This is a genomic window from Chryseobacterium salivictor (assembly GCF_004359195.1).
In the GTDB taxonomy this organism is placed as follows: Bacteria; Bacteroidota; Bacteroidia; order Flavobacteriales; family Weeksellaceae; genus Kaistella; species Kaistella salivictor.
In genome coordinates this window covers 2,411,879-2,425,135 of sequence record NZ_CP037954.1, presented here as the reverse complement: position 1 = coordinate 2,425,135, position 13,257 = coordinate 2,411,879, and the positions used below count along the sequence as shown (strand labels likewise).

Annotated in this window: 10 protein-coding genes; 8 read left to right on the top strand and 2 right to left on the bottom strand. The window is 37.3% G+C overall.

Annotated features, from left to right (window positions below; translation table 11 throughout):
• Positions 1-97 precede the first annotated feature (97 nt).
• Both NBC122_RS11065 and NBC122_RS11060 read left to right on the top strand, forming a co-directional pair.
• Positions 98-844 carry a class I SAM-dependent methyltransferase gene (locus NBC122_RS11065; protein WP_133440429.1) on the top strand — a complete coding sequence of 249 codons (747 nt, stop codon included), beginning with the start codon at positions 98-100 and terminating at the stop codon, positions 842-844.
• 9 nt (positions 845-853) lie between these two features.
• The gene (locus NBC122_RS11060; protein WP_133440428.1) at positions 854-1,546 is read left to right on the top strand and encodes a ZIP family metal transporter; all 693 of its coding nucleotides are present in this window, start codon (positions 854-856) and stop codon (positions 1,544-1,546) included.
• Between the two features lie 63 nt (positions 1,547-1,609).
• Here NBC122_RS11060 and NBC122_RS11055 read toward each other — a convergent pair whose 3' ends face one another.
• Both NBC122_RS11055 and NBC122_RS11050 read right to left on the bottom strand, forming a co-directional pair.
• Positions 1,610-3,016: an OmpP1/FadL family transporter gene (locus NBC122_RS11055; protein ID WP_133440427.1), complete on the bottom strand. Its 1,407-nt coding sequence runs from the start codon at positions 3,014-3,016 to the stop codon at positions 1,610-1,612.
• Between the two features lie 26 nt (positions 3,017-3,042).
• The gene (locus tag NBC122_RS11050) at positions 3,043-3,963 is read right to left on the bottom strand and encodes a prolyl-tRNA synthetase (RefSeq protein WP_133440426.1); all 921 of its coding nucleotides are present in this window, start codon (positions 3,961-3,963) and stop codon (positions 3,043-3,045) included.
• A 146-nt stretch (positions 3,964-4,109) separates the two neighbouring features.
• On the opposite strand from NBC122_RS11050, the gene proS reads away from it, so the two are divergent.
• The 6 genes from proS (at position 4,110) to NBC122_RS11020 (ending at position 12,983) form a co-directional block, all read left to right on the top strand.
• On the top strand, positions 4,110-5,585 hold the full coding sequence (gene proS, locus NBC122_RS11045) for a proline--tRNA ligase (protein WP_133440425.1): 1,476 nt from the start codon (positions 4,110-4,112) through the stop codon (positions 5,583-5,585).
• Positions 5,586-5,706: 121 nt separating this feature from the next.
• On the top strand, positions 5,707-6,984 hold the full coding sequence (locus NBC122_RS11040; protein WP_133440424.1) for an OmpA family protein: 1,278 nt from the start codon (positions 5,707-5,709) through the stop codon (positions 6,982-6,984).
• 111 nt (positions 6,985-7,095) lie between these two features.
• Positions 7,096-8,427, top strand: coding sequence for an Nramp family divalent metal transporter (locus tag NBC122_RS11035; protein ID WP_394345883.1), 1,332 nt, complete (start codon positions 7,096-7,098; stop codon positions 8,425-8,427).
• An 89-nt stretch (positions 8,428-8,516) separates the two neighbouring features.
• A complete protein-coding gene (locus tag NBC122_RS11030) occupies positions 8,517-9,056 on the top strand; it encodes a nucleotide exchange factor GrpE (RefSeq protein WP_133440422.1) in 540 nt (179 codons plus the stop codon).
• Positions 9,057-9,233: 177 nt separating this feature from the next.
• Complete coding sequence (gene dnaJ / locus NBC122_RS11025) at positions 9,234-10,346, top strand: molecular chaperone DnaJ (protein WP_133440421.1); 1,113 nt, start codon at positions 9,234-9,236, stop codon at positions 10,344-10,346.
• A gap of 417 nt (positions 10,347-10,763) precedes the next feature.
• The gene (locus tag NBC122_RS11020) at positions 10,764-12,983 is read left to right on the top strand and encodes an NADP-dependent isocitrate dehydrogenase (protein WP_133440420.1); all 2,220 of its coding nucleotides are present in this window, start codon (positions 10,764-10,766) and stop codon (positions 12,981-12,983) included.
• Positions 12,984-13,257: the final 274 nt, after the last annotated feature.

Here is a 13,257-nt window from a genome sequence, read left to right as displayed (position 1 = left end):
ACCTATTGCTGTTTTTGAATTTTTTTAAAATATTTGTCAAAAGAAATCTTTTTACAACTTCTCGTTTTGCAATTGCAAATTTAGTTATTTTTGCAGAATGGCATGGTTTGAAACTTGGTTTGATACTCCTTATTATCACATTCTTTATAAAGACAGAGATTTTGCAGAAGCAGAAAACTTCATCACTCTGCTAATCAGTAACTTAAATATTCCGAAAGATTCGAAAATTATTGACCTGGCTTGTGGAAAAGGACGACATTCGGTTTTTTTGAACAAAATGGGTTACGAAGTTTTAGGTTTAGATTTATCTCCGCAGAGCATTGAACACAATAAACAGTTCGAAAATTCGGATTTGAAATTTGAAGTTCATGATATGCGCGCAGAAATTTTTCCTGAATTATCAGTAGAAAAAGCAGATGCTGTTTTGAATCTTTTTACCAGTTTTGGATATTTCGAAGATGAAAATGATGACAGAAAGGTTTTTCAATCAATCTCCAATATTTTGAAAGACGACGGTTATTTTGTTCTGGATTTCCTGAATGCGAAATGGGTCGAAAATACTTTAATTAAAGAAGATCAAACAACTAAAGAAGGCATTGATTTTACAATTAAAAAGAAAATTGAAGACCAACACGTCATCAAAGATATCTTTTTTAAAGATCAGGGCAAGGATTATCATTTTTTCGAAAAAGTAAAACTGCACACTTTGGAAGAAATCAACAGTTATGCTCTGGAGTTTGGTTTTGAACGGGTTCAGATTTTCGGTGATTATCATCTGAATGAATTTAATTTGGAAAGTTCTCCGCGATGCATTAATGTTTTTAAAAAGAAAAGTCACGACTAAAATTGAATTATGATTATTATTTTATTAATTCTCAGTGTTTTAATTGGGGTTTTTCTGGGAAAATTTTTCGGAGACCGGGAAAAATTCGCCAAAAATCTTTTGATTGTAAGCGCCGGATTTTTAATCACCATTTGTTTAAACGAGGTTTTTCCGGAAGTCTATTCGGGCGAACATCACAATATCGGACTTTGGGTTATTGGAGGCGTTTTGCTCCAGATGTTACTGGAAAATCTGACCAAAGGTTTTGAACACGGTCACTTTCATGATCATTCCGAAGGAAAAAACATTCTTCCTGTCGCTTTAATGGTTGGACTTTTTATTCATGCATTTTTAGAAGGAATTCCTTTGGCTAATGAAGACGTGATCTTGAGTCCTTATTTAACAGGGATTTTGGTTCATAATATTCCGATTTCATTTATTTTGGGCGCATTTTTGGTGAAGAATAAAAAATTCTCGGCTTCGGCTTTTCTGATTATTTCGATTTTCGCGTTGGCATCGCCTTTAGGCTTGCTTTTAGGCAAATATTTTAATCCAAATCTTGAAGTGTATTTTCTGGCTTTGGTAGGCGGAATATTTCTTCATATTTCGTCGGTTATTATTTTCGAAAGCAATAAAAATCACAATGTCGACTGGAAGAAAATTGGTTTTGTAACATTAGGTGTTTTGCTTGCAATGACCAGTCATCTTTTCCATAATCATTAAATTGTAAAGCAAAAAAAGACTCCAAATTAATTCGGAGTCTTTTTATTTTTAAACTGTTTTCAGTTAGAATTTCCAACCGAGCGTTATAAAGAAATTATCTCTCGTATTTTTTACGTTTGAAACAATTGCTGCATCGATTTCTATAATATCATTATCACTGGAGAAATATCCTGTATTATTACTCGCAAATCCTCTCAGGAAAGGGCTTTTATATTCAGAACTTAAATTTTGATATGCTGCATCAATGTAGAAAGATTTGAAATCGTAACCGATTCCTGCGCCAATCGTAGATCTCTTCCCTACAATTAAATTATTAAAAGAGGTATTTGCTGCAGATCCACTATCTGTAAATGCTGAAATACTCATTGAATCAAAAGGGCTTGAGGCAAAACCGTAGCCTCCTCTTAAACGGAAAGCCTGAATTCTGTACTCTGCTCCTACTTTTACTTCAGATAAATTTTTAGAATGGTCACTGAAGAAGTTATTCAGTTCAGTTTCAGCATTTCCATAGACTTTATATTTTGGCTTTGTCAAACCTAAACTATAATCTACGTTGATTGCAAAGTTTTTATTCGGAACAAAAGCAGCACTTAAAGTCGCTTTCATCGGAGAAGAAAGATTTCTATCCTCGGTGTAAGTGCCATTTGTTGGATTTAAGTATTCATTATAAACTCTGGAAATACTCCACCAAGTTGGTGTTTCTAAAGCTGCTCCTAATCTGAACTGTGAATTAATTTTTCCGATAACACCTACGGAAGCAGAAAAACCATTAGAGGTTTCAGAAAATGGGGTGTATTGTTTGTTGTAAATACTGCTGGTATTATTTGTGCTGGAATCAAATGCAGCGGAATCGTATTGGTCAATAACTGCACTGTGAAAATTTAAGCCTGCACCAACATAAATCCTGTTGTCATAATTTCCGCCAACTGCAACGCTCATTTTCGAAAGGTCGCCATATCGGTTGTAGGCATGACCTACAAATGCAATATTATCAACTAATTGATTATCGCTGTTATAAAGATTGAAATTCACTTTGTTGTTTCCCGGCGTTTCAGAATAATCCTCAATTGACTGGTTGGAATAATTGACTCCAATATTCACAAACTTCCATGGAGAAGAGCCATCAATTTTTAATGCCATAACACCTCCCACATTTCCAAGGTCAGTGCGGTTCACTTTATAATCGATTGATTTTCCTGCTAATGAAGTGGTGTTCTTACTGTTTTGAATAGCTAAAGTTCCTGACATTTCACTTGCGATACTCACTCCAATTCCGGCCGGATTCGAGTTTAATACCGAAAAATCTCCACCTAAAGCTCCCATAGATCCGGCCATTGCATTGTATTTTGCTGTTCCGTTTAAAGACGAATTAGAATAAATTTCTGCCGTATTCCTAAGGGTGGAAATATCCTGGGCATTCACAAAATATGCTGCGGAAATCCCCAAAATTATAAAAGACTTTTTAATCATTTTTTAAAATATGCTTGAATTAAATATTATCGTCTGAAACCTCCTGAAGATCTTGTAGACCCAGAACTCGAACTGGATGATCCGCTGCTGAATCCGCCACCTGAAGTCCCGGATCTGAAACCACCACCATTAGAATTATTTCTGCTTGGCTGGTTATAAGTAGGTGCTTCCTGTCTCGGCGTATTATTTTGTCTCGGTGTTGAATTCGGTTGAGGCGAAGTTCTATATCTTGGTTGACTGTTATTTTGTTCCGAATTATACCGTGTATTATTCTGCGGTTTATTAAATCTCGGATTATCATTTCTAAAACCTGAACTTTGATTACTGTTCTGCCTTACCGCAGAATTACCGTTTCTAAATCCAGAACCGTCCGAGCCACTTCTTTTATAATTAAATCGGGGTGCGTTATAACTGTTGTACCCACCATATCCGTATGGGGAATAGTATCCGTAAGGACTGTAACCGTAGTAAGGATTATAGTAGCCGTAATAAGGATTGTAATATCCGGAGAAAGGACTGTAGCCGAATCTCCACGGATTATAATAACCGCCAAATCCCCAAGGAGATCCAAATCCAAAGCCCATCCCAAATCCGGAATAAAATCCATAAGGATATCCCCAGTCGGTATAATAGGTCTCGGTTCCGGTGAAATTCCCCCAATCGGAATTCATGGAATCTTGCCAACTTTGATTTCTATTTTCGGAATTCAGATATTTGTTTTGGTTGTCAGTTTGCTGATAGTCATAATAATTCCCCACTTGATTTCCGTTGTTCATCACAATTCCCTCTGGAATGGTATCTTTATTAGGGTCGTAATATACGCCATCGGTCTCACTATAACCACCCATTGTCGTACCACAAGAGGCTAAAATAAAACTGCCGAATATTGCTAAAACCGCTTTAGATTTCAGCAATCCAATTGAATTTTTATAAGTAATTTTTTTCATGATAAGGTGAAAAAGTTTTAATTTGATTTATATTTGCAAATTACACCAAAATTGTACCAATTATTGAGTAAAAATTTTGAGTAAAAATAGGCTTTTTAAATTAGATAATAAAAGCGAGTACTAGTTAAATTAAAAGATAAAATATAATGGCAAAAATTACTTCGAGAGCTGAAGATTATAGCAAATGGTATAATGAATTGGTTGTACAGGCTGATTTGGCAGAAAATTCCGGAGTCCGTGGCTGTATGGTTATTAAGCCTTATGGTTATGCAATTTGGGAAAAAATGCGGGATGAACTTGACAAAAAATTCAAAGAAACTGGTCATCAGAATGCCTATTTTCCTCTTTTTATTCCGAAGAGTTATTTCGAAGCCGAAGAACAGAATGCAGAAGGATTTGCAAAAGAATGTGCAGTTGTAACCCATTACCGTCTGAAAACAGATCCTGATAATCCTAAGAAATTAATTGTCGATCCTGAGGCAAAATTAGAAGAAGAACTCATTGTCCGTCCAACATCCGAAGCTATTATCTGGAATACCTATAAAAAATGGATTCAGTCTTACCGTGATTTACCAATTTTAATTAATCAATGGGCTAATGTGGTTCGGTGGGAAATGAGAACACGTTTCTTCTTGCGGACCGCAGAATTTCTTTGGCAGGAAGGACATACCGCGCATGCGACCAAAGAAGAAGCCATTGAAGAAACTGAAAAAATGATCCATGTATATTCAGACTTCGTAGAAAATTTCATGGGCATTCCTGTGATTAGAGGAATTAAAACCGCTTCAGAAAGATTTGCAGGTGCAGATGAAACTTATTGTATAGAAGCTTTGATGCAAGACGGAAAAGCTCTTCAGGCAGGAACATCTCACTTTTTAGGTCAAAATTTCGGTAAAGCATTTGATGTAAAATTCACCAATAAAGAAGGAAAAATCGAACATGCCTGGGGAACTTCCTGGGGAACTTCTACCCGATTAATCGGTGGTTTGATTATGACCCATTCTGATGATTTAGGATTGGTACTTCCTCCAAGTTTAGCACCAATTCAGGTGGTAATTGTTCCTATCTTTAAAGGGGAAGAACAATTAAACCAAATTAATGAAGTCGCATTTGAAATTCAGGAAAAATTAAAAGCCAAAGGCATTTCTGTGAAATACGATAACCGAACCGATAACAAACCGGGTTGGAAATTTGCAGAATATGAACTGAAAGGAGTACCTATCCGTATTGCAATGGGTGCCCGGGATTTACAAAATAAGACGGTAGAAATAGCGCGTAGAGATAATTTAACTAAAGAAACACAACCTTTAGAAAACATTGAGTTTTATATCGAGGAATTATTAAAAACAATCCAAAAAGATATTTTCTCTAAAGCATTAAATTATAGAGATTCGCACATCACGAAAGTGAATTCTTACGATGAATTTAAAAAAGTGCTCGAAGAAAAAGGTGGATTTATTTCTGCGCACTGGGACGGTACGGCTGAAGAAGAGGAGCAAATTAAAAACGAAACAAAAGCCACAATCCGTTGTATTCCTTTAAATAATGAATTGGAAGATGGCATCTCTTTAATTACCGGAAAACCTTCCAGACAAAGAGTGATTTTCGCAAAATCCTACTAGTTAGCCATAAAGTAAGCTGAATATTTTGAAATGTTAATGTTTTAATAAATTAGTTAATAGATAAGTTTTTGGACTAAACTTTGCATATATTTAAACAATTAACCTTAAAAATTAAACTATTATGGCATTAAACATTATTGATCTTATTAAAGGACAATTAGGTCCGGCGTTGATTTCGCAAGCTGCCTCTCAATATGGAGAAAGCGAATCAGGAATTTCGAAAGCGATTAGCGGGTTACTTCCAGCGGTAGTTGGTGGTATGGCTAATAATGCAGAAAAGCCAACGGTTCTTGATGCAATTACCGGCGCTGCCGGCAGTGGCATGCTTAGCAATTTATTAGGTGGAACATCAAACAATTCTTTAATTACAACAGTACTAACCGCGATTTTTGGAGATAAAACTGCAGGTGTTGTGAATGCCATATCAACTTATTCCGGCGTCAGTAATTCAACATCCTCCTCTTTACTAAATATGGTCACAGGAGCGACTTTAGGTTCTGTTGGGAAATATGCGGCAGACAACAATATCGGCGCATCTGGGATTACCGGTTTACTGAATGACCAAAAAGGAATCGTTTCTTCATTACTTCCCGCTGGCCTTTCTTTAGCCTCATTAGGGATCGGAAATATTTTCGATGAACATGAAGCAGAAACCGTAAAAGTAACTTCTTATGATCAACCCAAAGTAGAAGTTAACAGAGGCGGAAATACTAATTCCCATACGGCGCCTAGCGATAGTAACAATGAAGGAGGATCTGTCTGGAAATGGTTATTGCCTCTTGTATTACTGGCTTTAGCAGCCTGGTTCCTCTGGAAACAATATGGTAAGAAACCTGAGCCTGTCACTGAAACGACGGAAATTGCTCCAATAGATTCATCAATGTCAACCGCTAATGACAGCGCAGCAGTAATGATGCCTCAAAAAGAAGTTACAGACATCGACCTAAACGGAAAAATGCTTAAAGGTTATGCCAACGGAATGGAAGCATCAATGATCAGTTTCTTAAAATCTGACGGTTATAAAAACGCGGCAGATGATGCAGCATTGAAAGATACCTGGTATAATTTTGATAATGTAAATTTCAAAATTAATTCAGCTACTGAACTGGAACCAGGATCAGAAGGCCAAATTAAAAACCTGGCAGAAATCTTAAAAGCCTATCCTGACACTAAAATAAAAGTTGGCGGTTACACCGATATCACTGGTGATGCTGTGCAAAACAAAGAGCTTTCTCAAAAAAGAGCAGACTTTATTAAAGCTGAATTAGCTAAATTAGGTGTAGGCTCTCAGGTGATAGAAGCAAAAGGTTACGGAAGCGAATTCGCTAAAGTTCCCGCTACTGCTTCTAATGATGAAAGAGCTGTTGACAGAAAAATGGCCGTGCGATTCACAAAGTAATACTTTAAAATCATATCATACAAATCCCGAAATTTTTTTTCGGGATTTTTTCTTTTTTATAAGTGATGCTAGAATTTATTTAATTATTTTTGTTAGGCCAATCTAACAATAGTGAAGAATCTAAAAACCCCTTGGAGAAGAGAAAAGCACTCCAATTCTTTACCCGAAGTTTTTTCTTCTATCAATATTCCAAAAGACGCGGGCTTTTGGAAGAAACTCTTTGCGTTCGCTGGGCCGGGACTGATGATTGCCGTGGGCTATATGGATCCCGGAAACTGGGCTACAGATATTGCAGGAGGTGCAAAGTTTGGATATACTCTACTTTCCGTGGTTTTAATTTCAAATCTTTTTGCCATGGTTTTACAGCATTTATCAGTAAAATTAGGAGTTGTTGCAGAACGCGATTTGGCGCAAGCTTGTCGGGATCATTTCAATCCTACCACCAATTTTATTCTGTGGGTACTCTGCGAGATTGCCATCGCTGCCTGTGATTTGGCAGAAGTTATCGGGTCGGCAATTGCATTAAATTTACTTTTCGGAATTCCTCTAACTTGGGGAGTTGCCATCACCATTGCAGATGTTTTCATTATTCTTTTCCTTCAGGCAAAAGGTTTTCGTGTTATTGAAAGCATTATTGCAGGTTTAACTTTTGTTATTTTGGGAAGTTTTGCTTACGAAATCATTTTAAGTAAGCCCGATATTTTCCCGCTTCTTGCAGGATTGGTTCCTCAGAAAGAAGTGATCGCCAATCCGTCAATGCTGTATATCGCGATCGGAATTTTGGGAGCTACTGTAATGCCACACAACCTATACCTGCACAGCAGTATCGTGCAAACCAGAAATTACAAAAGAAACCACGACGGAAAAAAAGAAGCGATAAAATTTGCCACCATTGACAGTACAGTTTCTTTATTCATCGCATTTTTCATTAATGCAGCGATACTTATTGTCGCCGCTGCAACTTTCCACACCACCGGAAATCACGACATTGCCGATATTCATGATGCTCACCAAATGCTGGCACCCATTCTTGGGACCAGTTTTGCCAGTATCTTCTTTGCTATTGCATTATTAGCATCAGGTCAAAATTCCACTTTAACAGGAACACTGGCCGGACAAATTGTAATGGAAGGCTTTCTCAACATCCGTTTAAAACCCTGGTTAAGAAGATTAATCACCCGCTCGATTGCGGTAATTCCTGCTTTAATAGTAACAATATTATATGGCGAGAAAGGAACTACTGATTTATTGGTTTTAAGCCAGGTCATCTTATCGATGCAATTGAGTTTCGCAGTTATTCCACTGATCATGTTTACCAATTCTAAATTAAAAATGGGCGCATTTGTAAACAAACCATGGCTTCAGGTTTTAGTTTGGATTATCTCGGGAACAATTCTCACTCTTAATATTATTCTGCTCTATCAGACATTTACTGAAATGTAACTGCATTATTTTCTTATAAATCTGCCGAAATGTCATAAAGTCTTTTTTGGCAAAATCTTTGTGAAACGTTCGGTATAAAATTTAACATTATGTCAGACAACAAAGATATTTACGAAGAAAACTTAAATCCGCAAGACGATCTTACTCCAAACACTTCAGAAGAAACAACTGAAAGCGTGACAGCAGAGCCGTCTTCAGAAGACCTTTTGGCAGAAGAAAGAGACCGTTATATCAGACTTTTTGCAGAATTCGAAAATTACAAGAAGAGAACATCCAAAGAAAAAATGGAATTCTTTCAATATGCCAATCAGGATATGATGATTTCTATGCTGGATGTTTTAGATGATTTCGAACGTGCCTTAAAGGAAATTGCCAAAAATGGCAATGAAGCAGATTTGAAAGGCGTAGAACTTATCTATCAAAAATTTAAAAATAAATTGTCTGATAAAGGGCTGAAGCCTATGACCGTAAATGTTGGTGACGATTTTAATGTTGATTTCCATGAAGCAATTACGCAAATCCCAGCTCCTTCTGCTGAATTAAAAGGTAAAATTGTAGATATCATTGAAACCGGTTATCAACTGTCTGATAAAGTGATCAGATTTGCTAAAGTCGTTACCGGAAACTAAACTTTAAACAGTCAAATTGTGCAGTTAAGCTTATGAAGTGCTGATATTTCAGCCTTGGAAAATTGTTTTGCAAAAAAAGCGCGAACCCTTGCGAAAAGACAAAAGAATAAGCTGCCCAAATAAAATATATTAAAATATTTTCAGTCTTTATCTGAAGATTATTCACTCATCATTATTATGTCTAAAAGAGATTATTACGAAATTCTGGAAGTATCTAAAAGTGCTTCTCCAGAGGAAATAAAAAAAGCCTACCGCAAAATGGCCATTAAATTTCACCCGGATAAAAACCCAGGTGATAAAGCCGCGGAAGAAAAATTTAAAGAAGCTGCAGAAGCGTACGAGGTTTTGAGCGACGGCAATAAAAAAGCTCGTTATGACCAGTATGGTCACGCCGGAATGAACGGTGGCGGCGGATTTGGCGGCGGCGGCTTCGGTGGCGGAATGAATATGGACGATATTTTCTCCCAGTTCGGTGATATTTTCGGTGGACATTTTGGCGGTGGCGGTGGTCAGCAAAGACAACAGCTTCGCGGAAGCAATCTGAGAGTAAGAATTAAACTGAACCTCGAGGAAATGGTTAATGGTACGCAGAAAACCATTAAAGTTAAAAAAATGAAGCTGGCCCCCGGTGCGACTTCTAAAACCTGCCCTACCTGCCACGGATCTGGCGTACAGATGAAAGTGATGAACACCATGTTCGGACAAATGCAAACACAAACGCATTGTGGAACTTGTCAGGGCATTGGTAAAATTGCCGATAAAATACCAGCAGGAGCTAACTCACAAGGCTTGATCAAGGAGGATGAAGAAGTAACCATTAATATTCCGGCAGGAGCAAGAGAAGGCATTCAGCTGAATGTTCGCGGAAAAGGAAACGACGCACCGTTCGGTGGAACTCCCGGAGATTTATTGGTCGTTGTAGAGGAAGAAGTTGATGCACACATCAAAAGAGAAGGCGATAATCTTCACCAGGAATTATACATTTCTTTTGCAGAAGCGGCTTTGGGAACTCATAAAGAAATCCCGACCGTTGGTGGAAAAGTTAAAATAAAAGTGGATGCAGGGACACAGTCCGGAAAAATATTAAGACTTTCTAAAAAAGGCTTACCAAGCATCGACAGTTATGGGACAGGCGATATGTTTGTTCACATCAATGTCTGGACTCCACAAAATTTATCGAAAGAACAAAAAGATTTCTTCGAAAAGCAGTTGGCAAACGGCGATATGGTCGCTGAACCATCAGGAAAAGAAAAGACATTTTTCGAAAAAGTTAGAGACTTATTCGATTAAAATAAAAAAAGAGATTTCGAAAGAGATCTCTTTTTTTATTGAATGAAAAGAAACAAAAACTTTAGAGCCTGTTTAATATTGTTTTAAAAACCACGAAGTCACAAAAGCTATTTCCTTTTTTAGGTTTTTCAAAAGATGAAAAAAAAGAGTTCTAAAACATTATTTTTTATCCTCTTTTGGCGGCTTTTCTTTTTAATTTTTTTTCGGCTTTGTGGTTTAAATATTTTTTATCATTTTTATACAGGCTCATTTTCTAAAAACTTTCAAAAGTTTATAAAAGATACAAAATCTGGACTTTTTCTTTTTTAATGATTTTTGACCACATTGATCTGCGGTAAGAAATCCCGCAAAACCGTTCGGAATCTGCCTAAAATTCACTACTTTTGTGCTTAATTTTAAAATTAAAAATCAAATATAATGGCAGAAAAATCAAAAATTGTCTACACTTTGACAGACGAGGCGCCAATGTTGGCTACTCATTCTTTTTTACCTGTTGTACAAGCGTTTACTAAAACTGCAGATATCGAAATTGTACCCAAAGACATTTCACTTGCCGGAAGAATCCTGGCGAATTTCCCGGAGTATCTGAAAGACGATCAAAAAGTAGAAGATGCCTTGGCTGAGCTCGGTCAACTGGCAACGACTCCGGAAGCGAATATTATCAAACTTCCGAATATTTCCGCCTCAGTTCCTCAGTTAGATGAAGCGATTGCCGAATTACAAAAACATGGTTTTGCCTTACCTAATTATCCCGCGGAACCGAAAACTGCAGAAGAAGAAACCATTAAAAACAAATATGCTAAAGTTCTTGGCAGTGCTGTAAATCCTGTTCTTAGAGAAGGAAATTCAGACCGAAGAGCACCGAAAGCGGTCAAGAATTATGCAAAAGCAAATCCTCACAAAATGGGCGTTTGGTCAGCAGATTCTAAAACGACCGTAGCAAATATGAAAAGTGGCGATTTTTATGGTACTGAAAAATCAGTAACAGTAGAAAACGACACTCAATATAAAATAGAATTTTTCGGCAATGACGGTTCTGTAAAAGAACTGAAAGGATTGTCTCCTTTGAAAGCCGGGGAAATTATCGATTCTTCTGTGATGAGCCTTTCTGCATTGAAAGGTTTTGTTTCCGACGCCATGGCAGAAGCGAAAGCTGCAAATGTTCTGCTCTCAGGGCATCTGAAAGCGACGATGATGAAGATTTCTGATCCTATTATTTTTGGAGCTATTGTAGAAACGTATTTCAAAGATGTTTTTGAAAAATATAAAGATACTTTCAAACAATTAGATATTAATCCAAACTTCGGATTGGCAACGCTTTTTGAAAAAATCTCCGGCAATGAAAAAGAAGCTGAAATCAAAGCTGATATCGCAAAAACCATTGAAAACGGACCGAGAATCGCGATGGTAAATTCCGACAAAGGAATCACCAACTTCCACGTTTCTTCTGATATTATTGTTGATGCCTCTATGGCTGCACTTATCAGAGGCGGCGGTAAAATGTGGAATGCAGAAGGAAAAGAAGAAGACACGGTTGCGATGATCCCGGACAGATGTTATGCCGGATTTTACCAAGCTGCAATTGATGATATGAAGAAAAACGGCGCACTGGATCCACGAACAATGGGTTCTGTTCCCAACGTTGGATTAATGGCGCAAAAAGCTGAAGAATACGGTTCTCACGATAAAACTTTCCAACTTTCTGCCGCCGGAACTGTCAAAGTTTCTGATGCTGCCGGAAACGTTTATATGGAACAACCTGTTCAGGCTGGAGACGTTTTCAGAATGTGCCAGGCGAAAGATGCACCCATTCAGGATTGGGTGAAATTGGCCGTCAACAGAGCCAGATTGTCAGACACTCCTGCTGTTTTCTGGTTAGATAACCAAAGAGCACATGACCGTGAAATGATAAAGAAAGTAGAGAAATACCTGAAAGATTATGACACCAACGGTCTTGATATCCGGATTATGAATATCGAAGATGCGATGGCTTTCACTTTAGAAAGAATCAGAAAAGGGCTAGATACGATTTCAGTTTCAGGCAATGTATTGAGAGACTATCTAACGGATCTTTTCCCGATTTTAGAATTAGGAACTTCGGCAAAAATGCTTTCTATCGTTCCTTTAATGAATGGAGGTGGTCTTTTCGAAACCGGAGCCGGAGGTTCTGCACCGAAACATATCCAGCAATTTATTCAGGAAGGTTATTTGCGTTGGGATTCTTTAGGAGAATTCATGGCATTACAGGCGAGTTTAGAACATTTGGCCCAAACCCAAAACAACCAGAAAGCCCAGATTCTGGCAGATGCTTTGGATATCGCCAATGAGAAGTTTTTGGCTAATGACAAGTCACCCTCAAGAAAAGTAGGTTCTATCGACAACAGAGGCTCACACTTCTATCTGGCAATGTATTGGGCAGAAGCATTGGCTTCTCAGACGAAGAACGCTGATATGGCTGCTATTTTCGCTCCTGTGGCTAAAGCGATGCACGATCAGGAATCAAAAATTAATGATGAGTTAATTGGTGCACAGGGAAAACCTCAGGATATCGGTGGATATTACCAGCCAAATTCAGAGAAAACGGATGCAGCGATGAGACCTTCAACAACTTTGAATACCATCATTGATGGAATTTAATTAGTGATCTTCGCTAAATAAATTTTATATAAATTTAAAACACTCTCCAAATTTGGGGAGTGTTTTTCTTTTTAAATTTCAGAAAAATATGATACCCACAACTTTCTTAATAATATAAGCATTCCTCATCAAATTCCTCAGTAATTTATTAATTTTAAATATCACCGTTATTCAATAAATCCTCGTTTCCGTTCAGATTTAAAAAATGTAAAAAAAGCTTTTCTTTAAAATAAAAAAAACTACATTAAAAGTAAAACCCCTTTCTGTACAAAGC

Coding starts and splice junctions, on each gene's coding strand:
- NBC122_RS11065 (WP_133440429.1), top strand. CDS start 98: ATGGCATGGTTTGAAACTTGGTTTGATACTCCTTATTATCACATTCTT.
- NBC122_RS11060 (WP_133440428.1), top strand. CDS start 854: ATGATTATTATTTTATTAATTCTCAGTGTTTTAATTGGGGTTTTTCTG.
- NBC122_RS11055 (WP_133440427.1), bottom strand. CDS start 3,016: ATGATTAAAAAGTCTTTTATAATTTTGGGGATTTCCGCAGCATATTTT.
- NBC122_RS11050 (WP_133440426.1), bottom strand. CDS start 3,963: ATGAAAAAAATTACTTATAAAAATTCAATTGGATTGCTGAAATCTAAA.
- proS (WP_133440425.1), top strand. CDS start 4,110: ATGGCAAAAATTACTTCGAGAGCTGAAGATTATAGCAAATGGTATAAT.
- NBC122_RS11040 (WP_133440424.1), top strand. CDS start 5,707: ATGGCATTAAACATTATTGATCTTATTAAAGGACAATTAGGTCCGGCG.
- NBC122_RS11030 (WP_133440422.1), top strand. CDS start 8,517: ATGTCAGACAACAAAGATATTTACGAAGAAAACTTAAATCCGCAAGAC.
- dnaJ (WP_133440421.1), top strand. CDS start 9,234: ATGTCTAAAAGAGATTATTACGAAATTCTGGAAGTATCTAAAAGTGCT.
- NBC122_RS11020 (WP_133440420.1), top strand. CDS start 10,764: ATGGCAGAAAAATCAAAAATTGTCTACACTTTGACAGACGAGGCGCCA.